Below are 23,707 nucleotides of genomic sequence, written 5' to 3'. Positions count from 1 at the left end.
GGGAGGACTAAAGGTAGCCCTCCCGCCCGTTCGGAGAGAGCAGGGATATGGACGGTGGCGATGAGGATGCAATCGACCGCGCGGCGCCTGCGGGATATAGGCCTGTCGGGGCCGCGATATCTCCCGGAACCGTCTGCTGCACCGATGAACCGTCGCCCAGCACGCGGACGGCAAAGCCCTGGTCGGTCCACTTCTCGTGGTCGAGGATGTTCCGGGCATCTATGACGAGTTTCGTCCTCACCTGGAGCCCTGCCGGGTCGAGTTTCCGGAAGCAGTCGTGATCGGTGAGGATGACGATACAGTCGCTCCCGGCGGTCGCTTCCGGGAGATCCATGAGGGGGTGCGCGAATGCCGCCGCATACGGATCGTGGCACCGGATGGCATACCCTTCGTTCTCGGCGAGCTGGATGAATTTGAATGCCGGGCTCTCTCTGGTGTCGCCGACGTTGCCCTTGTAGGCGACGCCGAGGATGCTGATCGTCGGGTCCCGGACGCCGGCGAGCAGGCTGCGTGCGACACGCAGCACGTAGTTCGGCATGGAGTCGTTGATCTCCCGGGCGGTGGAGATCATCCTGCACCGGGTCGAGTTCTCGGTCAGGAACCAGGGATCGACGGCGATGCAGTGTCCCCCGACACCCGGGCCGGGGTTGAGGACGGTGACCCGTGGGTGCTTGTTTGCGAGGGTGATGGCCTCCCAGACGTTGATCCCGCACTCTTCCGCGAGCTGGGCGAACTCGTTTGCGAGTGCGATGTTCACGTCGCGGCAGGTATTCTCCATCAATTTGACGAACTCGGCCGTCCTCGTGTCGGTCTGGTATATCTGCCCGCGGACGAAGGTTTGGTAGATCGCGGTCGCCCGGTCGGTGGAGTCCCGGTCGTAGCCGCCGATGATGCGGCTGTTGCCCGTCATCTCCTGCAGGGTTCGCCCCGGTATCGCCCGCTCGGGGCAGTGGGCGTACAGGAAGTCTCCGACGGCAACACCGCTCTTCTCGAGTCTCGGGATGACGACCCGTTCGCTGGTTCCGGGAGGGACGGTCGATTCGAGGGTGACCAGGTTCCCTCCGCGAAGGTGGGGGACGATCATGTCGGCTGCACTCTTGACGTAGGAGAGGTTGGAGACTTTCGTTGCCGGATCCAGGGGTGTCGGCACGGCAATCAGAAACACGTCCGCGGCTTCCGGTTCGGTTCTGACAAGGAACCGGCTTTTGGCCTCGCTGTAAAGGTTGTTGAGCCCCGGCTCCCCGAACGGCAGGTTCCCGCTATTGAGGCAATCCACCACGCTCTGCTTCACGTCGACGCCCACGACATCCGCTCCGTGAGCCGCAAATAGCAGTGCAGTCGGCAATCCTATGTATCCTAATCCCAGTACACAGATCTTCATGTGCATTCTCCTCGGGCAATCATTGGGGCCGTGCGGCGGCACAGACCATGACAATCATTTTTCCGGCGATTCCATCGCCGTAAGGGTTCTTCCACCCGGATTTCCAGGTTTCTATCGAACGAACCGCTTCGAGTATTTTTCTTGAGTCGGCACCGACCAGGACGTTCGATCCGACGTCCAGCGTCTCGGGCCGCTCCGTATCGTAACGCATCGTAGCGCAGGGAACGCCGAGAACACAGGCCTCTTCCTGGACGCCGCCGGAATCGGTCAGCACGAATTTCGCCTGCGACTCAAGTTGCAGGAACTCCAGGAACCCGAAGGGTTTGGTGAGGTTCAGCCCGTCGACGCCGATTCCCAGTTCCTTGATCCGTTTCTCGGTTCGCGGGTGGACGGGGAAGACGACCGGCAGGGAAAACTCCCTCTGCACCCCTTCGAGCCCTTTTAAGATCTCTTTGAGGCGAGTCCGGTTGTCCACGTTCTCCTGCCGGTGGGCGGTGACGAGGAAGTATTCACGGGGCTCGAGGTCGAACTCTTTTAGTACGTTGCCCTTTTTCTCTGCTATACCGAGGTTCTGGTAGACCGCATCGACGACGGTGTTGCCGGTCACGCAGATCTTCCGCTCGGTGATCCCCTCGTGGAGAAGGTTATCTCTCGCGCTCTCCGTCGGGGCGAAGAGGTAATCCGAGATATGGTCGGTGAGCACCCGGTTGATCTCTTCGGGCATCCAGCGGTTGAAACTCCGGAGCCCCGCTTCGATATGCCCCACCCTCGTGTGCAACTTCGATGCCGCGAGAGCCGCGGCCATGACGGTGTTCGTATCCCCCTGCACCAGGACGACGTCGGGCGACTCCTTTACGAGGACGTCTTCGACGCCGGTCATGATCTTTGCCGTCTGGCCGGCATGGGTGCCGGAACCCACGTCGAGGCTGTAGTCCGGGTCGGGGAGTTCGAGTTCCTCGAAAAAGAGCCGATCCATCTCGTAGGAGTAGTGCTGCCCGGTATGAAGGAGGAAGTAGTCGATACCTCTCCGCTCGCATTCCCTGATGACGGGGGACATCTTGATGATCTCCGGCCGCGTGCCGAGTATCACTCCAATCATTCTTCACGTCTCCTCTGCATCGTATTGTTCACCCCGCTCACTCCCGCATCCTTACAACGAGGGCAAGCCCCAGGCCCAGCATGACTGCGATGGTCCCCGGGATCAGGAAGAGCGATGCAAGCATGCCCTGTTCGATCGGGACGAGGCCGGTTTCGCTGAATCCCCGGAGGAACTGGAGGAAGAAAAAAATCCCGGCAACCATCGCGGCAAGCCCGGGCAGGCCGATGTACAGGAGAGGTTTTCTCTCCACGGCAAGCCAGAATATCGATCCGATTACCTCCATTCCGTGAGAAAGGGGGTTCTTTGTGGATGTGTCGAAATCACCGTATTTGCAGTTTATCGGCGTCTCCCCGATGCGCAGGTGTCTCTCCTGGGCGATCCGGAGCATCTCCGATTCCGTCGAAAAATCGTCCATCCGTAGCGAGCTGAGCATCGATTCCATGGTCTTTCTGTTCAGCGCCCGAAAACCGCACTGGGAGTCGGTTATCGGACTTCCGGTGCTGGAGACGATATCGAGCACTGCCCGGCCGAACCGCCTGTAAAACGGCATCTGGTCGAGTGTCCGAAAGCCGATGACGAGATCGGCGGCATCGGCGCGGATCTGTTCGACCAGGAGGGGTATCTCCCCGGGGTCGTGCTGGCCGTCGCCGTCCATGAAGACCAGACAGTCGTAGTCGTGATCGACTGCATACTTAAGAGCGCTCTTGATCCCCTGTCCTTTCCCCTTCCTGGCTCCGTGCGAGATGATGGTCGCCCCGGCCTCCCGGGCAACCTTCACGGTGTTGTCTGTACACCCGTCGTCTATCACCAGAACCTCGTCGACATGCTGCCGGGCTCGCAGGACGACGGAACCGATCGCGACCTCTTCGTCGAAACAGGGGATCGCCGCAAGCGTCCGCATCCTGCTCGACCGTCGGGACACCACGGCGGCACCCTGGGCGGTTTCGTTCGCCACCCGTCGGTTTCCCGGAGCCGCAGGCGTTCTCAGGGGGTTTACCTGCTCCTGAACCTCACAGCGGAGGGCCGGGACGCCTGTCACGCTCTCCTGCCCGACGCTCCGGGGGACGTGTCGTTCGATCCATCTGTCTCTCTCTGCATTTAGGTACTGCGGCAACGGCACAGTTGTTTCTTCGGCGAACCACCCCTCCTGGTGAGCGGGGGGCCTCGCCCGAACCGGATCCTTGTCGTACATCCACTTTCCCCTCTTGACGTACTGAAACGGGACTGTGCCGGGATATATTAATAGGTTATTATTAACCTAAAATGCTAAACTATTGTAAAAAGTAAAGATATTTTTATTTACTGGATTGTCCCTAAAACCGCATCTGGCCTGATAAACGTTCCGGCCCGGGGAGGAATGGTCGCCATCCTTTGCCGGGAGTGGGCAGGAGATCCGCACACTCCGATTCCTGCTATGTCCGGTCGTATCGAATGCCGTTATTCAGAAGGATTAAATGAAGTTATCCCGGATGACGGGAGAAACGACTGTTTTCCGCTGCCGCACCGCCTCCGGAAGATCCATTGTCTGTGGCCTGATCCTTTCAAAACAGCGGCAATAAGGGAGGTCAGTTTCCCGATCCCCTCTGAACCGTAGTGCTCCATTGGGAAGTATTATATTCCGGGTGTGTCGGGCTGCCGGTGATCCTGTGCGAGGTGTGCGGAGATTTTTGCCATGAGGACGTGATAGCGATGCCGGTCGCCCAGATGCCGGCTGCTCCCGGCGTCGATCGGAAGGGGCGTAAAGGGAATTCCGTAATCGATATCCCAGAGGATCAGCCCTTCGGGAGGAGCCGCAGCGACTCTCCGCTCCACTGGCCCGGTAAGAAGCCGTGCGATCTCCCCGGCTTCGGCCTCGCCTCTTCCCACCCGTCCGAGCATCGTTGCCATGCACCTGACCATGTTCCAGAGGAAACTCTCGCCCGTCACCTCGAATACGGCGAACTCCCCGTCGATAAAGACCCGTGATGCGAGGATCCTCCGCTCGGGGTTCCGGTCGCCGGCACGGGCGAACGCCGAGAAGTCGTGGCGCCCGAGAAATTCCTGCGCCGCCTCGTGCATGGCGGCGGCATCACCGGGGGCAGAGAAGTAGTAGCGGTATGTCCTCGATACGGCGCTATACCGGGGGTGAAACCCGTCCGGGGCCTCGGCCCACCCCGTACACCAGATGTCTGCCGGGAGCACCCGGTTCAGCGCTTCGATCGCGCGCTCCGGCTTATCGGTCAAAAACGAACAGACCTGGGACCGGGCGTGCACCCCGCGGTCGGTGCGGCCGGCGGTAGCGAAGTTCGCCTCCCTCCAGTCGTCGAAGAGCCGAAGAAGCCTGCAGGCCCCGATGAACTCGCCCTCCACGGTGCAGAGATCGGGCTGCATCTGCGAACCGAAGAACCGGTCACCGAAGTACGAGAAGCGGAACGCCAGGTTCATCGGTGTACCGTCCGCCGGATTCTACGGAGGGCGCCCTTGAGGGACTGGCGGGTGTAGGTGTGCAGCGGGGTCATCCTCCCTCCCGCCATTGTCCGCCCTTCCCGGATCGCGGCGAGGATGGAGGCTGCATCCGGCTCGGCCGTGACGTAGGTGACCCCGAACCCGACGTAACGGGCGTTGTGGGCGTCACTCCCGGCAACACCGGGCTTCCCGAACCTCCGTGCTATGACTGCGGCTTTCCTGTTCGCCGATCCGGTGATGTAGCGGCTGTTGAAGACCTCCACCGCGTCCACCGCGCTGATACCGGCCGCGAGCCTCCTCCCGACGCCGTGGCGCCAGCGGTGGTAGGGGTGCGGGAGGATCAGGAGAGCGCCCCGGACACGTGCGACGGCGACGGTCTCGAAGAAGTCGAGACCGTCCGGGAGGGGTTCCGTGATGCCGAGTGCGAGGAGATGGCCCTGTTTTGTCGAGACCTCGGTGCCCGGGATCACGGTCACGGGGGTGTCGCACTCGAGGGCGTAGAGGGCACCCTCCACCGTATCGTGGTCGGTGATCGCGATGGCGTCGAGCCCGACCGCCTCCGCTCGTCGCAGTATTTCCTCCACACTGCTCTCTCCGTCCTTGGAGTGCCTGGTGTGGACATGCAGATCGCACCGCAGCATGAGATCAGATTATTTGTCATCATCAGAGTAATAAGTGAAGTGTATGCGCATTCTCCTCCCGACCGGATCGGCAACGGTCGGCATCGTGAAGTCGGCGGCTGAACGCTTTAGCGACCGCTACGAGATAGTCGTGGCGGTCACCGGTGAAATTGCATCGTTTCTTGCCCCCGGAGAACTCCGGCGATTGCTTGCCGGCGGCAACTACGATATGGCGATCGTCTCCGGGATGTGCACCGCGTCGTTTGCCGACGTCGAGCGCGAGACCGGCGTCCCGGTCTACCGCGGCCCGCGGCATGCGGCCGATCTTATCCCGGTTCTCTCGATGCTGGATACCGTCCGGCTCTCCAAGACCGTCCCCGCCGACGAGTTCCTCGCGCAGAAACGTCGCGAGGAGGCCTGCCGGCAGGTGGCGCTCCGGGAAGCGGAGGCGGAGGCTGACTTCATCGTCCGCGGCGTGAAGATCGGCGGAGATTCGAGGATGAAGGTGCTCGCGGAGATTATGGATGCGCACAAGCGCGACGATCTCCCCGCCGACGTCCGGCGGTTCTTTGCCGACGGCGCCGATATCGTCGACCTCGGGTTCGGGTTCGACGCGACCCCCGGCGACGTCGAGCGGTGCTTTTCGGCCCTCGCGGATATCGAGGGCCCTCTCGCCGTCGATACGCAGGACCCGGACCTCATCGCGGCGGCGCTCTTCCGCGCCGACCTGGTACTCTCCCTGCACGAGGGGAATATCCCCGCCGTCGGGGGCGCGGTCGCGGATGCCGGAGCGGCGGCGGTCGTGGTGCCGCGCGAGCGGACGCTTGAAGAGAACCTTGCCGCCGCCGGAGAGGCCGGGATCCGATGTCTTATCGCCGATCCCCTCCTCCAGCCGGCGGGTTCCGGGCTGACGGACTCGCTTGCCGGGTTCGCCGATGCCCCCCGTCCGCTCTTCTTCGGGGCGGGCAACGTCGTGGAACTGCTGGACGCCGACTCCCCCGGGGCGAACGCCCTGCTTGCGGGGATGGCGCACGAGGTCGGGGCCGCGGTCGTCTTCACGAGCGAGCACAGCGACAAGACGCGAGGGTCGGTCGCGGAGATGCGGCGGGCAACCGAGATGATGGTCCTTACGACCGAGCGCCCGTACCCCAAGGACCTTGGGCTCGATCTCCTGATCCTGAAGGAGAAGCGACGGCGGCGGGAACCGCCGCTGGAGTACGGGAGCGTCGAGGATGCGCTTCCCATGCCCGACGAGATCGTCTACGATCCCCTGGGATGCATCCGTATCGGCATCGAGGGAGACTGCATCGTCGCGGTTCACCGGAACCGCGCCGTGCGGGGGAAGCGGTGGGAAGACGTCTTTTACACGCTTCTTGCAAACGCAAGCCTCTCCCGGCTCGATCACGCCGCCTACCTCGGGAAGGAACTCTTCAAGGCGGAACTCGCCATCAGGATGAAGAGGAGCTTCGAACAGGACGGACCGTTCTGAGCAGCCTGCTCCCGCAGATCCTCATGCGAGGCGGGGCAGGGACGGCCGGGATGTCGATCTCCGAAATTTATAACAATACTTATATAATTGTGCAGTTATTTTCCTGCCCGTGGCAGCGGCGAGCGGTGCCGAACCATTCCGGTTCGATCCCGGGATGGTCCCGGCTGTTCTCCCTGTCAGGACACGTAAATGTGGTGAGACTGCATGAGAATGAATTCAACCATACTCGGGCTCGCAGCCGTCCTGGTCATCGGACTCGTTGCCCTGCCGGTTCTCGCGGCGACCGCCGACGTCGATATACGCGGCGGGGAGTACATCCCCGCCTCGCTCACGGTCGAGGGGAATACAACGGTAACCTGGATGAATTACGATGAGGTGAGCCATACCGTCACCAGCGCGGGCGGGGTCTTCGACTCCGGCCCGATAGAGCAGGACGAGACGTTCAATTACACGTTTGCCGATACGGGAACCTACCCGTACGGCTGTACGCTCAACGCTTCGACGCAGCGGACGCCCATGCAGGGCGTCGTTATCGCCGTCCCGGAGGGGACGATGGTCGAGGAGAACGGAAATGAAACCGGTGAGGAGGAACCGGCGAGGATGACGCTGGCCGATCTGGTCGCCGGGGACGAGAACCTGACTTCCTTTGCGGATGCCGTCGGGAAGGCCGGGCTCGCGCAGACGGTGCTTAATGCCGGCGGGCCGTACACGGTCTTTGCTCCGGACGATGCCGCTTTCGAGGCACTCGATAACGAGACCCTTACTGCGCTCTTAAACGACACGGAGATGCTTGACACCCTCCTCATGAACCATGTGGTGAGGGGGAACTACACCGTAGAAGACCTGATGGAAGAGGCGAACGTCACCAACGAGACGGTTCTTGAGGCCCTCACCGGAGACAGCCTCAACGTCAGCGTGGCCGACGGCAATCTCACGGTAGAAAACGCCACCATCGTCGCCTCCGATCTTGCGGCCGACAACGGCATCGTCCACATCATCGATGTGGTTCTCGTGCCGCCGGATCTCCTGCCGCTGGAGAACGTGACCGCGGAGAATGAGACTGTGGTGGAGAACGTGACCGCGGAGGGCCCGGAGGAAGAACGGGTCATCCCTTAACCTATCTCATTTTTCTCAAGACCCTCCGCAGACCCGACGCGAGGGCTTATGTTTCCTTCTCCCCTACCATTCAGTGGAATGGCCATATGCGGGATCAGCAGGGATCTGCTTTCGATGCTCTTTGAACTTGGGCGGGAACATCACCCGGACGAATTCGTTGCCGTGCTGCGGGAGCGGGACGGCGTTATCCGGGACCTCGATCTGGTGCCCGGCACCATCGTCGGGGAAGAGAGCGCCTCGTTCTTCATCGATATGCTCCCGCTGGACACCCACCAGGCCGGCAGCGCCCACAGCCACCCGAACGGCGTCCTTTCCCCGTCGTCGGCGGATCTCAGGTTCTTCCCCTCGGTGGGGCGGTACCATATCATCGTCGGCTACCCCTACGGGAAGAGGGACTGGCGGTGCTACCGGGCGGACGGCAGCACGACACGCCTCGAGGTGGTCGAGTGATCCGCGTGGTCGCAACGGGGACGTTCGATATCCTCCACCCCGGGCACCTCTACTATCTCGAGGAGTCCCGGAACCTCGGCGACGAGCTCTCCGTGATCGTGGCGCGGGACGCGAACGTGAAGCATAAGCCGCGACCGTTCCTCCCGGAAGACCAGCGGCTCCGGATGATCCGGGCGTTAAAGCCGGTAGACCACGCGCTCCTCGGCGATCTCCACGATATGTTCAGGCCGATAGCGGAGATCCGGCCCGACATCATCACGCTCGGGTTTAACCAGCATTTCGACGAGGAGCATCTCCGGCAGAAACTCCGGGAGCGCGGGCTCGACGCGGACGTCGTCCGGATACCCGGGTATCCCGGCTCGCTTGCCAGTTCGTCGAAGATCATCGAACGTATCCTGAATACCCGGGGGCCCCCGGATCCCACCGGCTCTCACGGTGAGGAGTGACTCCGGGGCCCCCGGAATGCGCGGGAAATACCCGCAGGTGACGGCGGTTCATGCGGCAGATCGATGTGTGGGGCGATGACGGCGATGAGACGAGCTGGCTGAAGGTCTCGGTTCCGTTCCTGCTCTGCGGGCTCTTCCTTGCCGTCGTGTGGTTCTTCCTTCCGGCGGAGCAGTGGCTCCTGCTCTTGGGGATGATGGTCGCCTACATCGTCCCGCCGCTCGGCCGGGAGACGATCATCCCGGTCTGCATCCTCTGCGGGATTCCGTGGTGGCTGACCGCGTTCGCCCTGGCGTTCCTGGACTTCGCCGGCGGGCTTTTTATGGCCTGGAACTTTCCGCTGGTTCTCCGCATCCCCCACATCGGCCCCCGGGTCAGCCGGTTTACGGAAGCAGGCAGGACGTTCCTCGACCGGCGGCCGTGGCTTGAGCGGCTCTACTTCGTCGGTCTCGTTGCTTTCGTGGCTCTCCCCTTCGATGGGTCGGGGAGCATCGTCGGCTCCGTCGTCGGGAGAGTGCTCGGGATGACGAAGACGGAGGTCATCTCCTGCATCACCATCGGCGGCTTCATCGGCAGTTTTGCCATCGCCCTCGGCATCGACTACGTCGTGAACCTCATCCCGCCGGGAGCCGGGTTCTGGGTCTCGCTTGCCGTCTTCCTCCTGATCGGCGCCGCACTTCTCGTGACCTACCGGAGTTATTCGCGAAGGGCTGAAACCGGCGCCTGATCCCATTGAGAGGTGGGAGTCGGCGCAGCGCAAACGAAAATTTATTATACCGGGCCCGGGGATTAATCATCCTGGCCATCCGGGGAGGTCGCGTGCCGCCGCTCCCCGGGACGGCCAGGGGCGGCTTTGATGGGTCGCCCGGGACGGTCAGGGTATGGATTCGAATATGATGAGCCGCCTGGAGGCCGGCGGGATCCCAAAGGCGGTGCCTGATGTCACCGCTACGATGCTGCAACAGGTGATCGAGACCTCGCTCTCCGGGATCTGTATCGTCGATCGGCAGGGATGCATCGCTTTTGCCAACCCTTCCCTGCTTGCCATGTGGGAGTACGACCTCTCAGAGGTGGTCGGAAAACCGGTGACCCGCCTCTGGCTCTCCCCCGAAGGGGGGCGGGACTGCATCGACTGTGCTCTCGCCTCCGGACAGTGGACCGGGACGATTGCCGCCCGGCGGAGGGATGCTTCCTCGTTCCCCTCCCGAATATCGCTCAGCACCGTCCGTGACCCCGGAACCGCCGAGGTCTGGCTCCTCCTCTCCTGCATCGAGGTCGATGTGAGGCGCGGGGCTCAGGATGCACCCGGTCACCGCCGCAGCCTTGAAGCGGCCGTCGCGGCGACGCCCGCCCGGTTCATGGACCCGGCAGAGATCGATCCGGCGATCGATGACTCGCTCGAGGATCTCGGCCGCGCGTGCGGGGCGTCCAGGGTCTATCTCGCTCTCTTCAACGACCTGCGGACGTTGCTTGGCACGACGCATGAATGGTGCCGGGCGGGGCAGGCCCCGCTACGGGGCGAGTCGCGCAACCTCTTCAAGGGCGATCCGCCCCGGTGGACCGTGCAGGTTCTCGAAGGCGAGACCGTGATCGTGAACGGGGTGTCCGGGAACGGGCGGCCGGAGAGGGAAGAGCGCGATTTCCTGGAGCGGCACGGCGCTACCGCGGCCCTGATGATCCCGCTCCGGCTGAACGGGTCGGTCGTCGGCTTTGTCGGGTTCGATACGGACGGCGAAGGGCCCCGTTTTACGGACGAGGACGTGGCGCTTCTCTCTGCGGCTGTCCATATCATCGCGGGCGCGATCGACCGAAAGCAGTCCGAGTACATCTTCCGGGAGTCGGAGGACCTCTACCAGATCGTCCTCGACGCCATCACCGACACCGTCACCGTCGTCGATACCCGCCTCACCCTTCTTCTCGCGAACGATGCCTTCGTCGCCTGGTGCGAAGACCTCGGACTCGAAACAAACGTCGTTGGAAAGGATCTCTTCGCCGTCGTGCCGTTCTTCCCCCCCGCCACGCGTCAGCTCTACGAGCGGGTCATCCGGACCGGCCGGCCGCTGACGTCGGAACGGTCTCTTCAGACGGGCGACCGGACCATGATTCTGCGGGAGATACGGATCCCGATCTTCGAGCACGGCGAGGTCGCGAGGGTCGTCACCGTCGCGAGAGACGTCACTGCCCAGAGGGAGGTCGAAGACCTGAAATCGAAAGCCTACGATCAGATCGAGCGGAACATGGAGCAGTTCGCTCTCCTCGCCGACCATATAAGGAACCCGCTCCAGGCGATCATGGGGCGGGCCGAACTGCTCGACGATACCGAGACGACGGAGAAGATCCGCCAGCAGGTGCAGCGGATCAACGGGATCATCGACCAGCTCGACGAACGGTGGGGCGAGTCGAGGAGACTCTCCATGTTCTGGCGGAAGTACTCCTGATGCCTCTCACCGTGTATCCGCGAGCGTCCCCCACACCCTGTTCCGCTCGAGGATGATCCAGTAGCGGCGCAGTTCGGCTTCCGCCGCCCGGTAATCGGGGTAACGATCGCCGACGAGACGCCAGAACCGTTTGGAGTGGTTCTGCTCGCGGAGGTGGGCGGCCTCGTGGACGACGACGTACTCCCGCAGGGACTCAGGGAGGGCTACGACGCGCAGGTTGATGTTGAGGTTGCCGAGCGCCGAGCAGCTCCCCCACCGCGTCTTCTGCATCTTCACCGCGATCCGCCCCTGCCACCGGCCGGTGAGGTCGGGGCAGGCCTCCAGCCGGTCGCGGACTTCCTCCTTCAGCATCCGGGAGAGCCCTCTCCGGAGAGCGGGGGCGGACGGAGAGGCGACGGTACCCGAGTCCTCGTCGATCGCGAACCGCGCGCCCGAAACCACGCGGCAGAACCGCCCGTGCAGGAGGAGCATCTCCTCCCGTCCGCAGCCTTCGGCAGCCAGCCGGTCGAGTTCCCGGCGCCGCTTCTCGATCCAGGCCGCGTTGCGTTGCAGGAACCCCTCGACGTCGAACGACGGGGGGGCGACCACGCGGAGGGTTCCGTCCGGCCGCACCTGGAGGCGGGCGGACCGCACCGCCTTCAAAACGACGGTCGTTCCATCCGCGACGCTCTCCTTCTCTCCCCGGTTCATGATACCAGTACTGGGACGCCGGCAGAAAAAAACGTGATCCGGCACGTACCTATACCTGATGGCGACAAAGAGTTACGTAGGGCTCCCGTCCCATGAAGTGGGCGGGTGCGGAGGACGGCAGCATGCACGAGAAGGAACTGAAGATCGGTGATATCGCGCACCTCACCGGGCTTTCGGAGCAGGATGTCCGGGCACTCATCCAGACATACGATAGTCTTTTCACCTACCGGACGATCGGGCGGGCCCGGCTCTTCCCGCAGAAGGCGGTGAAGATCGTCCGGGAACTCGCGGAACTCTCCGGGAGAGGGCTCTCGCCCGATGAGATCGCCGAAGAGGTAAAATCCGGCAGGAAGCCGGCCGCGCCGGAAGAACCGGCAGAAGAGTTCGACCGGGACGCCGCCCCGCTTCCGCCCGAGGTGGTGATCGAGCTTCAGGTGATGCGGGATACGCTGGCCCGGCAGGAACGCCGAATCGTGCGTCTGGTCGAGGAACTCGAGCGGGAGCGTGAACTGAGGGTCGAGGAGGCCGACCGGCTCCGGAAGGCCGTCGACGACCTCGAGGAGCGGCTCTCCGTGCAGCAGGAGCAACTCGCCCTCGTCGCGGAATGGGTGGATTACTTCGACCGGCAGATGGACGAGGTCACCCGCCCGGTGCTTGACCGGTTCCGGCGAACGGTCGCGAAGAAGAGCGATTCCGGCCAGTCTCCGGGCCGTTCCGGGTGACGTCGTGCGTGCACCGCCCGGGCCGCCGGATCCCCGGGTGCCGTCCCCCGTTACCCCGAAGATGCATACAGGTCAACGAATATTATTCGAAAAAATAAAATCAGTAAAATATAAATAAGATTCCCGCTACCGGCACGCGGGGTGATAGAATTTCCCAGCAGAAGGTGGCCATAATATTGACCGTCGCCATTCAGATACTGGTTGTCGGCGGGTTAGTAGCCTGTATCGTCGTTGGAACACAGGATCGGCCGTCTCCCGCGGTCCCGCCGATCACCGAGGCCCGTTATGCGGGCGATATGCCGGCGAGCGCCTCGCCGGCCGCGTATCCCATCGTCGGCCACCGGGTGGCGGGTACCCTGTCGGGCGCCGGGGAGACGTTCATCCTGTTCTCGGTGGGGGATTGATCCCCTACCCCATCACGATCTGCATGACCGTCGGGTACCTGTTCATGACGGCGTAGACGAGGGGTTTTGCTATCCAGAGCCTCCCGCCCTGCATCCTCCTGAGGGAACTGATCTCCCCGAGGGTCTGGAGGGCCTGCACGGCGGCCTCGTCCGCGAGGAAGAAACTGTCCGGGACCGTGGAGTCGAAGTAGAAGAGGATCGGGAGCCGGAGCCGCCGCTGCAACTCGCCCGGCAGAACCTGCTCGAGGCGGAGGAGGACGTCCCGGTCGAAGTCGTAGCGGCTCCCCCCCTTCGTGACCGACGACGGGTGTTCCTCCGCGAGGAGCCGGGAGAGGCGTTTACGCTCTGAAACGACGTCGTCGTTGATCCTGCCGATCTCAAGCCGCATCCATCGTAAGAGGGTCGACTCGTCGCTTGCTGATGGTCGGTCGGGCATATCCGCTCCTGTGGCGATTTTTCTCCTGGCCGGGTTGAGAGACTGATCTCGTTGCCGTGCGATATATACCTGGCCCCGGATGGCGCGTCTTCCTATCCGGGACCCCGGGCGCAAATTCGCCGATCCGGGTCCGAAAGCCCCCCTTTATCGGATCATAACGCTCTCATCTCCCGGCGGAAAGTATATATTTCCACCCCCCCTTTCGGTCTCTTCTGCGTGATCATGTATGGAACGAAATTCAGCGCACCGGAAACAGACTCGACGGCATGCCTGCTCCCCCGGGGGGCCTCTCTATGTTCTGCTGCTCGCCGGCGTAGCGGTTCTCCTGGTAGCCGCCCCGGCAGCCGCCACCGGCACGCCCGGGGGGGAGTACGACCCCGGGATCGCCGCGATGCTCGCGGAGATCGATGAGTCCGAACTCCGGGACACGACCTACGACCTGCAGAACTTCTCGACCCGGGCATACGGCACCGACGGGAACCGGGAGGCGGGTGCGTACCTCTCCGCGAGGCTTGCCGCCATCCCCGGGCTCGAGGTGGAGTCCATGGACGGCGAACTCAACAATATCGTTGCCACGCTCCCGGGAAGCGCCGATGCCTCCGACGAGGTCGTGGTGGTGGGGGCGCACTACGACAGCACGTCGACGGATCTTACCCGCGCGCCTGGGGCTACCGACAACGGCTGCGGCGTCGCGATCGTCCTGGAACTCGCCCGGGTGATGAGCGAGCACTCGTTTAACCGGACGGTGCAGTTCGCGTTCTGGAACGCCGAAGAGGTTGGGCGTCTCGGCAGCATCGACCACGCTGCCCGGGCGGCGACCCCGATCGTGCTCTACCTCAACTACGATTCGGCCTGCTACGATCCGCTGAACCGTTCGGTCCTCGACATCGTCTACGACGAGCGATCGGCAGGTATCGCGGCACTCATGGCGGACCATAACACCCTTTACTCCACGAACTTCACCCTGACCGAGAACGTCCATACCTGCACCTCGGATCACGTATCCTTCCGGGAACGGGGCTACCCGGCCGTGACGACCCACTGCGAGGAGCACGGCCCGGCCCATTCCCCGGACGACACCGTCGACCAGGTCTCGTTAGGGTATGCGAAGAGGAACGCTCAACTGGGCCTCTCGGTGCTCGCGGAGGTGGCCGGGTTCCGGGACGAGGAGGCCGGTGCCGCCATCCCGAAGGCCCCGATGGTGGTGTGGGACCTCTCCGGAAGACTGGACGGGGCGGATTGACGATCGGAACGGAGCCGTTATCCGTCGCGCAGGGGAGGCGGGATGATCGTGGTGCCGTTTTCACCCCCGGAAGAGGGCACTCTCGTCTCCGATCCGGAGAAACACCCCCCTGTATCCGGGAGCACGATGCCCTCGCCGGACCGGATGCGGAGAGGAGAACACTCTTTTTTATACGGTCGAAGCCAACGTTAAAAAAATATGAAAGATTCTGAGATCCTGATGAACCCCAATGAGCTGGTACGTTTTCTCAAGAAGGATCCGGCCGATTTTACGAAAGAGGACATCACACGGTTTTGCGAGGAGAACGGGATTGAGATGGTCAACTTCCGTTACGCCGCGGAGGACGGCAAACTCAAGACCCTCAACTTCGTCATATCCTCAAAGGAACACCTCGATACCATCCTCTCGGACGGCGAGCGCGTCGACGGCAGCAACCTCTTCTCGTTCATCGAGGCGGGGAGCAGCGACCTCTACGTCATCCCCCGTTACCGCACGGCGTTCGTGAGCCCGTTCGCCGAGGTGCCGACGCTCGAGTTCCTCTGCTCGTTCTACGACAGCGACGGGAAACCTCTCGAGAGCGCGCCCGAGTACGTGCTCCGCAAGGCGGACGAGGAGTTCACCCGCCGGACCGGATACACCTTCAAGGCTCTCGGCGAGCTCGAGTACTACGTCATCAGCCCGCGGGACGACCTCTACCCCGGCCGCGACCAGAAAGGCTACCACTCGGCCGAACCCTTCGTCAAGTTCGCGGACCTGCGGGACGAGGCGATGCTCCTCGTCGCCCGCGCCGGCGGCAGGATCAAGTACGGCCACTCCGAGGTCGGGTGCTTCTATAACGACGACACCTACTACGAGCAGCACGAGATCGAGTTCCTGCCGATGCCGGTGGAGCAGGCGGTCGAGCAGTTGATCGTCGCGAAGTGGGTTCTCCGGATGCTCGGCAACCAGTACGGCGTCGAGATCAGTTTCGCCCCGAAGATCACCGTCGGCAAGGCGGGAAGCGGGCTGCACTTCCACATGCTCGTCGAGAAGGACGGCAGGAACCTGCTGGTCGAGGAGGGCAGACTGAGCCCGCTCGCCCGGAAGATGATCGCCGGTATCCTTGACGCCTCCGACGCCCTGACGGCCTTCGGGAACACCATCCCGACCTCCTACCTCCGTCTCGTTCCCCACCAGGAAGCGCCGACGACGGTCTGCTGGGGCGACCGCAACCGCTCGGTCGTCGTCCGGGTGCCTCTCGGCTGGATCGGCGCCGACAGCATGACCCATGACGCCAACCCCGGTGAGAACGGTCTTACCCCGAACCGCCCATCGAAGCAGACGTTCGAGTACCGGGTCGCCGACGGTTCGGCCGATCCCTACCTGATCGTCTCCGCCCTCATCGTGGCGGCGCTGCGCGGAACCGGGATGCCCGGCGCGCTCGAGGCGGCCGAAAACCTCTACGTCAGCGGGAATATATTCCGTCCCGAGTTCAAGGAGCGGCTCGCTGAGTTCCGCCAGCTTCCCGCCTCCTGCGTCGAGTCCGCCGAAGCGCTCGAGGCGAAGCGGGCGATCTTCGAGGAGAACGGGATCTTCCCGGCAGGCATGATCGACAGTCGGATCGCCACCCTGAAGGCGTTCGACGACCGGGGGCTGAGCGAGAGGCTTTACGGCAACAACGACGCGATCCGGGAACTGGTTGAAGAGTTCCTCCACGTAGCGTAAGAACCAGGGAATACTTTTTTTCGACCCCCGCCGGCACCTGTCGGTCCCCGTCACACCGCCCATCACCCGCATGCAACGGCTGCGGCACGGGGCAAGCTTATTATCAGGAGGGTACCAGAGGAGGTGGCTCCCGGGAGAGAGGCGGGTTTTCCGGTGGGCGGAGGGCGCGGCCTCCCGCAGTCCGGGGGGGCGTTCGAAACCCCGAGAGCCCGGCGCTCACCCGGGTGATGGAGGTATGTGTCATGAAAAGCGGAGCAGAAGAGAGCATGGGAGAGGAGTCGGGACCGGTCACGTTCACCTGCTACCGGGTAACGCCGGGCGAGGGGGAGGGCGTCCCCGAGGAGGGTATGAGCACCTACAGCGTCGTCGTGTTGATGCCCGACGGGGACGTCAAACACCAGGTCGTCTGGGCGGGGGCCCCGGAGGATATCGGCGACGCGATCCGGGTTCCCGCGGGGTCGAGGGTGATCATGACCGAGATGAAGAGCCCCCTGGTCTGGGACAGCGAGGAAGTGGGGGCAGGTCAGGCCCCCTGATTTTTCAGGGTGTCGGGGAGGGGAGCGATGCGGTCTCTCCCGTGATCTCGCTCAAGTAGACCCCGGAGCCGACCCACCAGGTATCGTCGACCGGGAGGACGTAGCCGATCTTGAGTTCGTCGCGGTTCTCCTGCTCGGGGTTCGGCCAGATAAAGACGATGAACCCTCCTCCCGACTCTGCGGTATCCCTGAGCGCCCGGATGTTCTCCATCCCGAACGGATCCTGCCGCTCGATCAGGCTCGTGCCGATCGCGTCCTGCAGGTGGGGGTGGGCGAGGAGCGTCCCGTTGTAGTCGTAGGCGTAGAGGTAGTGCCCCTCCGGATCGACAAATATCCCGGAGGCGTTCGAGATCTCGGCGAACGCCGCTTCCGCCCCCAGTTCACGGCCGTAGGTGGCCCCGCGCTCGACGAGGTCGACCATCGCGGAGACGGGCCCCGGATACGGCTCGGTTCCGGGTCCGGCCGCGTCGGAGAGGTAGACGCCTGAAGCCACCCACCACGTTTCACCGGCAGGAGCGACGTAGCCGACCTTCGGGACATAGGTTTCCACCGCCGACTCGTCGATCGACCCGTTCTCGGGTGCCGGGTAGAGGTAGGCGATGTACCCGCCGCCGTTCGCCGCCGTATCCGCGCCGATGCGGATCGCCGGCAGCCCCCGGACATCGGTCCAGTTCCCGCGGTCGGAACCGACCGCCTCCTTCTCGTAGGGGTGGGCAAGGAGCGTCCCGTTGTAATCGTAAGCGTATACGTAGAGGGCTCCCTGCGAGAACCTGCCCGCCTCGTTGTTGAATTCAGCGAGGGCCGCGTCTTCTCCGGCGGTCGCCGCGTAGGCGGCGGCCTCCCGGACGAAGTCCGCAAGGTCTCCCGTGGTCGTATTCTCCTCCACGGCCTTCTGTTCGGCAGGGCCGCTGCATCCGGCCGCAAGCACCAGAAGGAGAGCCATGCCGACGAGGTAGCATCTTTTCATAATTTCCTGTGGGGTGGAATACCAAAAAAACACGCCGGAACCTTCCTCGCCGTGAAACCGGTACGATCCCGCTCATCGAGAGGTATATGTGGGATCGCATCCCCCGACCGTGAGGTGATCTGATGGCGAATATTACCCAGCAGATGGCGAAAGCCACGGAGTACAGTGCGACCAACCTGACGGCCGATGCCGGAGTCGATGCGGAGCGGTGGAGCCGGAAGCCGGACGAAACGACGCTCAAGAAGACGGTCGAGGCGATGGAGGCCCGGAACTTCAAAGTGTTCCTCGTCGATACGGCGGAAGATGGCCTCCGGACCCTCGTCGACCTGCTGCCCGAAGGAGCCGAGGTCATGAACGGCTACTCGACGACCCTGGTCGAGATGGGGTTTGACCGGGTGCTCAAAGAGAACCCGAAGGGATGGCGGGACTACCACGCGGCCATCACCGGCGAGAACGACACCGAGAAGCGGCACGCGCTCCGCCGGAAAAGCGTCGCCGCGGACTACTTCCTCTCCGGGGTGCAGGCGATCGCCGAGTCGGGCGAGATCGTCGGGTGCGACAAGACCGGGAGCCGGATGGGAGCATGGCCTCACGCGGCGGCCCACCTCATCCTCGTCTCCGGGACGAACAAGATCGTGCCGACCCTCGACGATGCGCTCCGGCGGTGCCGGGAGTACGCCCTGCCTCTCGAGAACCAGCGTGCGCAGCATGCCTACAATATCGGGAGTTACATCGGCAAACACGTCATCCTCGACCACGAAGACACCGACGGGAGGATAACCCTGGTCCTGATCCGGGAGCGGCTCGGCTACTGAATCCGGCTGTCCCGCGCGGCGGCACCGGGCCTGCCCGCTCATGTGAAGGGCGGTGTCTTCACGGCAGGCGTATGCCCGGTTCACCTCTTTTGCGAGGCGGGGGTCAACCCTACCCCCCCTCTCTCCTCAATCCGGGGGTTCAGTATATCTGACCGCCCGTGCTACCTTAATGCATGGAGATCGCAGAAATCCTCAGCTTCCCCGTTCCGCTCTCCGACATCACGCTTGAAAGCGTTGTTCTCGCCGTGCTTGTCGCGATCATCGGGTGGATCGTGGTGAAGGTGCTTACGTCTGTCTTCACAAAGATGCTCTCCCGGGCGTCAAAACTGCCCGCCCTGGTCATCGAATTCCTGGTCCGGTTCTTCTCGGTCCTGCTCTACGTGATCCTCGCCCTCATTGTCCTCGCGACGCTCGGGTTCGACGTCTCCTCCATGGTGCTCGGGCTCTCGGCGGTGATCGGGCTCATCCTCGGTTTCGGCCTCCAGGATACCGTCACCAACCTCGCCGCCGGGGTCTGGCTGGCGGCGTTCCGCCCCATCGACAAGGGTGAGTTCGTCGAGGTCAACGGCATATCCGGGACGGTCACCTCGGTCGGCATCATGGCGACCGAGCTGCTGAAGTTCGACAACACCTACATCACCATCCCGAACTCTCTGGTCTGGGGGAGCCCGGTGATCAACTCCACCCGCATGGATACCCGTCGTGCCGAGGTCAAGGTCAGGGTCGCTTACGACAGCGACCTGAATACAGCGATCCGGGTCGCCACCGACCTGATGGCGGCCCACGAACGGGTGCTCCCATCGCCGGAACCTACGGTTCTCGTCACCGAACTTGCCGACTCTTCGGTGAACCTCTCCCTGCGCGCGTGGGCGAAGACGTCCGATATGTGGGACGTGCAGTGGGATCTGACCCGTGACATCGTCGGGGCGTTCAAGGAGGCCGGAATCGAGATAGCCTTCCCGCAGGTGGACATCCACCTGGACCGGGTCCAATAGATCTCTTCTATTTTTGCAGATTTACGTCGGGAGCCTTCCCGGTTTTGTGGGGCTCTCTATGGACATCGTCCCCGTGGTTTTAGGGCTTCCCTCCGCCCGGCAGAGGATGCGGTGTTCCCTGCTCCCCGGAAAGAGATCGCCGAAGCGTTCCCGGTACGGGACTGCCTGTCACCGGGATATCCAGGCTGTATTGCAGGATGCCGGACCGGGGCTGAAAATGTTCCTGGATGCTCCCGGTGCGAAGAGGATGAGTTGTCATGTAAGTGACGCCTTTCAAGCGTTAAGCAGGCAGCTCCTGTCCGGCGGGTCAATATATTTTGTTAAATTAATACCGGGCGTTACGTAAATTAACTTGCTGTATCAGAGGATTATTTATAACCCCACTTTGTAACGTGATGGGTTGGAGGTGAAATTGTGGCAATAACCGCGATAATGAACATAATCGGTGGACTGGTATTGTGTGCAGGGATTATAGGGGTCCTGCCCGTTCTCGGTGGCTTCCTTGAGAAGGCAGGCAAATTCCTGGGCGGTTTCCAGGTCATCATAGGGATCGTCATGATGGTCCTCGGACTGCTGGGGATCTTCTCACTGCAGGGTATAGTTGCCTTCCTGGTAGGGGTCATCCTCCTGACCGGTGCGTTCCACGTGATCCCGGGTCTCGGTAAGTATCTCGAGAAGTTCGGCACGTGGCTGGGCGGCTTCCAGACGATCATCGGTGTCATCGCGATCGTCATCGGTATCCTGGGGCTTCTCTGAGGATTCACCCCGGGGGTGAAGGCGGCAGAGCGGGAACTCTCGCGGCTGAAAAGCCCGGGATGAACGAAAGGCTGCCTTTCTTTTTTAAGATCTTAACGGTCTTTGCATCTTCACTATGAGCCAGGAGGATTTCCGGGTTTCAACGAGCTGAAGACGGTGCGTCCTCGTAGATATCCATCGCCCGGCTCCGGCCATCCCTCACCGGGTGCGCCCGAAGTCGATGAAGCCTTTGTAGGGGTCCGCCGCCATCAGGCGGACACGCACCCTCTGGCCGACCCTGAGCCCCTCCTCGCCCAGGACGACCCTTCCTTCGGCCGGCGGGTCGATCAGCCGAACGTAGGTCCCCTTTTCCGAGGCGCCGGTGACGAACGCATCGAACGCCTCGCCGATCCTCTCCCGGAGGAGGACGGCGGCCGCAGCCTTCCGGACGTAGCGTTCGACCTTCTGGGACGCCTTCTCCCGGTCGGTGAGCCGGGCGGCGAGTTCATCGAGCTCGGCCGGCGTGTAGGGCGGGTCGCGCCCGCCGTCGACGACGAATTTCACCAGCCGCTGGATGATGAGGTCGACGTAGCGCCGGTTCGGGGCGGTGCCGTGGGTGTAGTCGGTGACGGCGAGGGCGAAGTGGCCGATAGGCTCGTCGCCCTGCCGGAAGGCCACGTATTCACCTGCCCCCATCAGTTTCACCACCGTCAGCGAGAGGTCGGGGAAGCGGTCGGGATCGGCCGCCTTCTGCCGGATGAGGAACCGGGTGAGCGCTTCGGCGTCCGGCCCGGCGGGCAGCGTCTCGCCGCGCTCCGCCGCCTCGGCAACGATCCCGTCCCAGTTCTTCGGGGTGCGGACGACCCGGTGGATCATGGGGAGATCGGCGGTGTTCAGGAACGCCGTCAGGGTTCCGTTCGCCGCAACCATGAACTCCTCGATCAGGCACCGCGCGCGGTTCTGCTCCTGGACGACGAGGCCCAGGACCCGGTTCTCCTCAACGAGCGGTTCGGCCTCGATCGTCTCGAGGGCGAGCGCACCTCTCTCCGTCCGGCGCTCCCTCATCCGCACGGCAGCCTTGTCCTGGAGGAGGACCTGCTCCTCGAGGCCCGGCGTCTCCGCGACCGTCTCCGGGATGGGCCCGGTCCCCTCCAGCCAGGCGCCGACCTCCTCGTAGACGAGTTTTGCCCGGTTCGCAACAATTGCCCGGTAGACGTCGCCGGGTACCGTGCTCCCGTCCGGAAGAACGGTGTACTCGATGACGATCGCCATCCGGTCGCGGCCGGGCAGGAGCGAGGTGATGCCCGCCGAGAGGCGGTCGGGGAGCATCGGGAAGGTCGTAACGCCGGTGTAGACCGAAGTTCCGTTGTGGGCGGCGCGCCGGTCGGTCTCCGAGTCTTTCGGGACGTAGACATCGACGTCGGCGATAGCGACCCGGACAAGGATCGCGCCGTCCGGCCCTTCTTCGCAGACCTCGATCTGGTCGAGATCTTCTGAGTCGTGGTTGTCGATCGACGACCAGAGGAGCGAGCGGAGGTCGTGGGGGTCGTCAAGTGTCTCCGGAAAGACCTTTGCGTCGAGCCCCTCGACCTCGCGGAGGACGGGCGGCGGGAATCCGGGGATAAAACCGTACTGCTGCATCGCCGCCCACGCGATGCCCTTGAGGTTGACGGGCTGCTGGTTCTGCATCTCTGTGAAGATCTGCTTGCGGGCATATATAGCAGACGAGTCGTGCCCGGCTACCATTAATTACCCCGGCGCCGACCGGTATACCTGAAGCATGCAGATCGTCACACCCGGTTCCGTGCTCCGCACCTGGACGCCCGACGATGCCGGAGCCCTGGCACGGCACGCGAACAACCCCCGGATCGCGGCAACGATGCGCGACAGGTTCCCTTACCCCTATACGCCTGCGGACGCCCGCCGGTTCATCGAGACGGCCATGGATACGACGTCGCACCTCTACCTCGCGATCGAGGTCTGCGGCGAGGCCGTGGGCGGTATCGGGGTTCAGCCGCTCGATGACGTCAAACACAGGACGGCCGAGATCGGCTACTGGCTCTCGGAGCCGTTCTGGGGCCGGGGCATCGTCACCGACGCAGTGCGCTCGCTCGTCCCGGTTGCCTTCGAGCGGTTCGATATCGTCCGGCTCGAGGCGGGCGTCTTCTCGAACAACCCCGCCTCGATGCACGTCCTCGAGAAATGCGGCTTTACCCGCGAGGCGGTTCACCGGATGGCCATAACAAAGAACGGCGCCGCCTTCGACGAAGTGGTCTACGTCCGTTTCGCCGGCAAAGATGCCGGGCGGTGACGGGCGGCTGCCGGGTCACCGGATCTCGATCCGCTCCCCCGTCACCATGTAGTGCACCTTCTCCGCGATCTTGCACGCGTGGTCTCCGCACCGTTCGAGGTACCGGGCGATCATGACGTAGTTCGTGCACTGCGTGATGTTCTTCGGGTCTTCCATCATGCAGGCGAGGCATCCGCGGAATACGGAGTACCTGAGTGCGTCGACAGCCACCTCCCTCTCCACGATATCGTCTATCGCGGTGAGGTCTTCGCGTTCGAAGGCGACCAGGGTGTCCGTGATCATCCCGCCGACGACCTCTCCCATGTGGGGGATGCCGACAAGGTTTCCCACATGCGGCGCCCCGGCGAGATCGGGTACAACGATGGCGATGTCTTTCCCGTATCGCCCGATGCGGTACAGACTCGTGATCATTTTCATCGAGGCTGCAATCGTCCGCAGGTCTTTTGCCATCGGCTGGTTGAGGGCGATGAGTCTCAGGCACTTCTGTTCGATCTCGTGATCCTGGTCTGCGATCCTCTTCTTATCCCGGTCGATCGATCCGGCCAGCGCCACATCCTGGGTCTCCAGCGCCGTGAGCGACCGATTCAGCATGTCCCGCGCAAGATAGCCCATCTCCAGGACGTCCTCTTTTAAGGATGCAAGTTCCGTATGAAATTTCTCTACCATG

At 63.2% G+C, this 23,707-nt stretch carries 25 protein-coding genes; 15 read left to right on the top strand and 10 right to left on the bottom strand.

Going from position 1 to position 23,707, the window contains the following annotated elements:
- Positions 1 to 7: 7 nt before the first annotated feature.
- From MEMAR_RS11375 to MEMAR_RS11355, 5 genes are all read right to left on the bottom strand, one after another.
- A complete protein-coding gene (locus MEMAR_RS11375; RefSeq protein WP_011845136.1) occupies positions 8 to 1,381 on the bottom strand; it encodes a nucleotide sugar dehydrogenase in 1,374 nt (457 codons plus the stop codon).
- A gap of 19 nt (positions 1,382 to 1,400) precedes the next feature.
- Positions 1,401 to 2,480 carry a non-hydrolyzing UDP-N-acetylglucosamine 2-epimerase gene (wecB, locus tag MEMAR_RS11370; protein ID WP_011845135.1) on the bottom strand — a complete coding sequence of 360 codons (1,080 nt, stop codon included), beginning with the start codon at positions 2,478 to 2,480 and terminating at the stop codon, positions 1,401 to 1,403.
- A 37-nt stretch (positions 2,481 to 2,517) separates the two neighbouring features.
- Entirely contained in the window at positions 2,518 to 3,435 is a 918-nt protein-coding gene (locus tag MEMAR_RS11365; protein WP_245526604.1) for a glycosyltransferase family 2 protein, read from the bottom strand.
- A 656-nt stretch (positions 3,436 to 4,091) separates the two neighbouring features.
- Positions 4,092 to 4,904, bottom strand: coding sequence for a tRNA pseudouridine(38-40) synthase TruA (gene truA / locus MEMAR_RS11360; protein ID WP_011845133.1), 813 nt, complete (start codon positions 4,902 to 4,904; stop codon positions 4,092 to 4,094).
- On the bottom strand, positions 4,901 to 5,566 hold the full coding sequence (locus MEMAR_RS11355; protein ID WP_011845132.1) for a CehA/McbA family metallohydrolase: 666 nt from the start codon (positions 5,564 to 5,566) through the stop codon (positions 4,901 to 4,903). Before MEMAR_RS11355 ends, truA begins: the two co-directional genes overlap by 4 nt.
- Positions 5,567 to 5,609: 43 nt before the next feature.
- Here MEMAR_RS11355 and MEMAR_RS11350 point away from each other — a divergent pair, with 43 nt between their 5' ends.
- The 6 genes from MEMAR_RS11350 (at position 5,610) to MEMAR_RS11325 (ending at position 11,482) form a co-directional block, all read left to right on the top strand.
- Positions 5,610 to 7,034: a dihydropteroate synthase-like protein gene (locus MEMAR_RS11350; RefSeq protein ID WP_011845131.1), complete on the top strand. Its 1,425-nt coding sequence runs from the start codon at positions 5,610 to 5,612 to the stop codon at positions 7,032 to 7,034.
- A 210-nt stretch (positions 7,035 to 7,244) separates the two neighbouring features.
- The gene (locus MEMAR_RS11345) at positions 7,245 to 8,150 is read left to right on the top strand and encodes a fasciclin domain-containing protein (RefSeq protein ID WP_011845130.1); all 906 of its coding nucleotides are present in this window, start codon (positions 7,245 to 7,247) and stop codon (positions 8,148 to 8,150) included.
- Between the two features lie 78 nt (positions 8,151 to 8,228).
- Positions 8,229 to 8,600: a Mov34/MPN/PAD-1 family protein gene (locus MEMAR_RS11340; RefSeq protein ID WP_011845129.1), complete on the top strand. Its 372-nt coding sequence runs from the start codon at positions 8,229 to 8,231 to the stop codon at positions 8,598 to 8,600.
- The gene (locus MEMAR_RS11335) at positions 8,597 to 9,046 is read left to right on the top strand and encodes an adenylyltransferase/cytidyltransferase family protein (RefSeq protein WP_011845128.1); all 450 of its coding nucleotides are present in this window, start codon (positions 8,597 to 8,599) and stop codon (positions 9,044 to 9,046) included. The genes MEMAR_RS11340 and MEMAR_RS11335 overlap by 4 nt, the downstream gene beginning before the upstream one ends.
- Positions 9,047 to 9,096: 50 nt before the next feature.
- Positions 9,097 to 9,771 carry a small multi-drug export protein gene (locus tag MEMAR_RS11330; RefSeq protein WP_011845127.1) on the top strand — a complete coding sequence of 225 codons (675 nt, stop codon included), beginning with the start codon at positions 9,097 to 9,099 and terminating at the stop codon, positions 9,769 to 9,771.
- Between the two features lie 154 nt (positions 9,772 to 9,925).
- Positions 9,926 to 11,482: a PAS domain-containing protein gene (locus tag MEMAR_RS11325; RefSeq protein WP_011845126.1), complete on the top strand. Its 1,557-nt coding sequence runs from the start codon at positions 9,926 to 9,928 to the stop codon at positions 11,480 to 11,482.
- 6 nt (positions 11,483 to 11,488) lie between these two features.
- Here MEMAR_RS11325 and MEMAR_RS11320 read toward each other — a convergent pair whose 3' ends face one another.
- Positions 11,489 to 12,172 (bottom strand): M48 family metallopeptidase, encoded by a 684-nt coding sequence (locus MEMAR_RS11320; RefSeq protein WP_011845125.1) that lies wholly within the window; start codon positions 12,170 to 12,172, stop codon positions 11,489 to 11,491.
- Between the two features lie 92 nt (positions 12,173 to 12,264).
- On the opposite strand from MEMAR_RS11320, the gene MEMAR_RS11315 reads away from it, so the two are divergent.
- Both MEMAR_RS11315 and MEMAR_RS11310 read left to right on the top strand, forming a co-directional pair.
- Positions 12,265 to 12,894, top strand: a complete 630-nt coding sequence (locus MEMAR_RS11315) for a MerR family transcriptional regulator (protein WP_011845124.1) — start codon at positions 12,265 to 12,267, stop codon at positions 12,892 to 12,894.
- 176 nt (positions 12,895 to 13,070) lie between these two features.
- Positions 13,071 to 13,298, top strand: coding sequence for a hypothetical protein (locus MEMAR_RS11310; RefSeq protein ID WP_143706403.1), 228 nt, complete (start codon positions 13,071 to 13,073; stop codon positions 13,296 to 13,298).
- A 4-nt stretch (positions 13,299 to 13,302) separates the two neighbouring features.
- Here MEMAR_RS11310 and MEMAR_RS11305 read toward each other — a convergent pair whose 3' ends face one another.
- Positions 13,303 to 13,734 carry a DUF61 family protein gene (locus tag MEMAR_RS11305; RefSeq protein ID WP_011845122.1) on the bottom strand — a complete coding sequence of 144 codons (432 nt, stop codon included), beginning with the start codon at positions 13,732 to 13,734 and terminating at the stop codon, positions 13,303 to 13,305.
- A gap of 226 nt (positions 13,735 to 13,960) precedes the next feature.
- Here MEMAR_RS11305 and MEMAR_RS11300 point away from each other — a divergent pair, with 226 nt between their 5' ends.
- The 3 genes from MEMAR_RS11300 to MEMAR_RS11290 all read left to right on the top strand — a co-directional run bounded on the left by MEMAR_RS11300 (position 13,961) and on the right by MEMAR_RS11290 (position 17,217).
- The gene (locus MEMAR_RS11300; RefSeq protein ID WP_011845121.1) at positions 13,961 to 14,977 is read left to right on the top strand and encodes a M28 family metallopeptidase; all 1,017 of its coding nucleotides are present in this window, start codon (positions 13,961 to 13,963) and stop codon (positions 14,975 to 14,977) included.
- A 198-nt stretch (positions 14,978 to 15,175) separates the two neighbouring features.
- The gene (locus tag MEMAR_RS11295) at positions 15,176 to 16,681 is read left to right on the top strand and encodes a glutamine synthetase family protein (RefSeq protein ID WP_011845120.1); all 1,506 of its coding nucleotides are present in this window, start codon (positions 15,176 to 15,178) and stop codon (positions 16,679 to 16,681) included.
- 242 nt (positions 16,682 to 16,923) lie between these two features.
- Positions 16,924 to 17,217 carry a hypothetical protein gene (locus tag MEMAR_RS11290; protein ID WP_011845119.1) on the top strand — a complete coding sequence of 98 codons (294 nt, stop codon included), beginning with the start codon at positions 16,924 to 16,926 and terminating at the stop codon, positions 17,215 to 17,217.
- A 4-nt stretch (positions 17,218 to 17,221) separates the two neighbouring features.
- Here the strand turns inward: MEMAR_RS11290 and MEMAR_RS11285 are convergent, their stop codons facing one another.
- Entirely contained in the window at positions 17,222 to 18,184 is a 963-nt protein-coding gene (locus tag MEMAR_RS11285) for a cache domain-containing protein (protein WP_011845118.1), read from the bottom strand.
- Between the two features lie 122 nt (positions 18,185 to 18,306).
- Between MEMAR_RS11285 and MEMAR_RS11280 the strand changes: the two genes are divergently transcribed.
- From MEMAR_RS11280 to MEMAR_RS11270, 3 genes are all read left to right on the top strand, one after another.
- Positions 18,307 to 18,999, top strand: coding sequence for a lactate utilization protein (locus MEMAR_RS11280; RefSeq protein ID WP_143706402.1), 693 nt, complete (start codon positions 18,307 to 18,309; stop codon positions 18,997 to 18,999).
- A gap of 173 nt (positions 19,000 to 19,172) precedes the next feature.
- Positions 19,173 to 19,994, top strand: coding sequence for a mechanosensitive ion channel family protein (locus MEMAR_RS11275; protein WP_011845116.1), 822 nt, complete (start codon positions 19,173 to 19,175; stop codon positions 19,992 to 19,994).
- A 414-nt stretch (positions 19,995 to 20,408) separates the two neighbouring features.
- Complete coding sequence (locus tag MEMAR_RS11270; RefSeq protein ID WP_143706401.1) at positions 20,409 to 20,750, top strand: hypothetical protein; 342 nt, start codon at positions 20,409 to 20,411, stop codon at positions 20,748 to 20,750.
- A 198-nt stretch (positions 20,751 to 20,948) separates the two neighbouring features.
- On the opposite strand, the gene MEMAR_RS11265 is transcribed toward MEMAR_RS11270, so the two are convergent.
- A complete protein-coding gene (locus MEMAR_RS11265) occupies positions 20,949 to 22,418 on the bottom strand; it encodes an RNB domain-containing ribonuclease (protein ID WP_011845113.1) in 1,470 nt (489 codons plus the stop codon).
- Between the two features lie 91 nt (positions 22,419 to 22,509).
- Between MEMAR_RS11265 and MEMAR_RS11260 the strand changes: the two genes are divergently transcribed.
- Entirely contained in the window at positions 22,510 to 23,040 is a 531-nt protein-coding gene (locus tag MEMAR_RS11260) for a GNAT family N-acetyltransferase (protein ID WP_011845112.1), read from the top strand.
- Between the two features lie 15 nt (positions 23,041 to 23,055).
- Here MEMAR_RS11260 and phoU read toward each other — a convergent pair whose 3' ends face one another.
- Positions 23,056 to 23,706 (bottom strand): phosphate signaling complex protein PhoU, encoded by a 651-nt coding sequence (phoU, locus tag MEMAR_RS11255; RefSeq protein ID WP_011845111.1) that lies wholly within the window; start codon positions 23,704 to 23,706, stop codon positions 23,056 to 23,058.
- Position 23,707 lies beyond the last annotated feature (1 nt).

The organism is Methanoculleus marisnigri JR1 (assembly GCF_000015825.1).
GTDB lineage: Archaea > Halobacteriota > Methanomicrobia > Methanomicrobiales > Methanoculleaceae > Methanoculleus > Methanoculleus marisnigri.
The sequence above is the reverse complement of the archived record's forward strand: the minus strand, read 5'-3'. Positions and strand labels throughout refer to the sequence as shown.

Excerpts from the sequence above, each read along its gene's own strand:
- MEMAR_RS11305 (WP_011845122.1), bottom strand. The coding sequence starts at position 13,734 with ATGCCCGACCGACCATCAGCAAGCGACGAGTCGACCCTCTTACGATGG.
- MEMAR_RS11300 (WP_011845121.1), top strand. The coding sequence starts at position 13,961 with ATGGAACGAAATTCAGCGCACCGGAAACAGACTCGACGGCATGCCTGC.
- phoU (WP_011845111.1), bottom strand. The coding sequence starts at position 23,706 with ATGGTAGAGAAATTTCATACGGAACTTGCATCCTTAAAAGAGGACGTC.
- MEMAR_RS11265 (WP_011845113.1), bottom strand. The coding sequence starts at position 22,418 with ATGCAGAACCAGCAGCCCGTCAACCTCAAGGGCATCGCGTGGGCGGCG.
- wecB (WP_011845135.1), bottom strand. The coding sequence starts at position 2,480 with ATGATTGGAGTGATACTCGGCACGCGGCCGGAGATCATCAAGATGTCC.
- MEMAR_RS11355 (WP_011845132.1), bottom strand. The coding sequence starts at position 5,566 with ATGCTGCGGTGCGATCTGCATGTCCACACCAGGCACTCCAAGGACGGA.
- MEMAR_RS11325 (WP_011845126.1), top strand. The coding sequence starts at position 9,926 with ATGGATTCGAATATGATGAGCCGCCTGGAGGCCGGCGGGATCCCAAAG.
- MEMAR_RS11350 (WP_011845131.1), top strand. The coding sequence starts at position 5,610 with ATGCGCATTCTCCTCCCGACCGGATCGGCAACGGTCGGCATCGTGAAG.
- MEMAR_RS11315 (WP_011845124.1), top strand. The coding sequence starts at position 12,265 with ATGAAGTGGGCGGGTGCGGAGGACGGCAGCATGCACGAGAAGGAACTG.
- MEMAR_RS11345 (WP_011845130.1), top strand. The coding sequence starts at position 7,245 with ATGAATTCAACCATACTCGGGCTCGCAGCCGTCCTGGTCATCGGACTC.
- MEMAR_RS11330 (WP_011845127.1), top strand. The coding sequence starts at position 9,097 with ATGCGGCAGATCGATGTGTGGGGCGATGACGGCGATGAGACGAGCTGG.
- MEMAR_RS11260 (WP_011845112.1), top strand. The coding sequence starts at position 22,510 with ATGCAGATCGTCACACCCGGTTCCGTGCTCCGCACCTGGACGCCCGAC.
- MEMAR_RS11275 (WP_011845116.1), top strand. The coding sequence starts at position 19,173 with ATGGAGATCGCAGAAATCCTCAGCTTCCCCGTTCCGCTCTCCGACATC.
- MEMAR_RS11375 (WP_011845136.1), bottom strand. The coding sequence starts at position 1,381 with ATGAAGATCTGTGTACTGGGATTAGGATACATAGGATTGCCGACTGCA.
- MEMAR_RS11295 (WP_011845120.1), top strand. The coding sequence starts at position 15,176 with ATGAAAGATTCTGAGATCCTGATGAACCCCAATGAGCTGGTACGTTTT.
- MEMAR_RS11285 (WP_011845118.1), bottom strand. The coding sequence starts at position 18,184 with ATGAAAAGATGCTACCTCGTCGGCATGGCTCTCCTTCTGGTGCTTGCG.
- MEMAR_RS11290 (WP_011845119.1), top strand. The coding sequence starts at position 16,924 with ATGAAAAGCGGAGCAGAAGAGAGCATGGGAGAGGAGTCGGGACCGGTC.
- MEMAR_RS11280 (WP_143706402.1), top strand. The coding sequence starts at position 18,307 with ATGGCGAATATTACCCAGCAGATGGCGAAAGCCACGGAGTACAGTGCG.
- MEMAR_RS11320 (WP_011845125.1), bottom strand. The coding sequence starts at position 12,172 with ATGAACCGGGGAGAGAAGGAGAGCGTCGCGGATGGAACGACCGTCGTT.
- truA (WP_011845133.1), bottom strand. The coding sequence starts at position 4,904 with ATGAACCTGGCGTTCCGCTTCTCGTACTTCGGTGACCGGTTCTTCGGT.
- MEMAR_RS11340 (WP_011845129.1), top strand. The coding sequence starts at position 8,229 with ATGGCCATATGCGGGATCAGCAGGGATCTGCTTTCGATGCTCTTTGAA.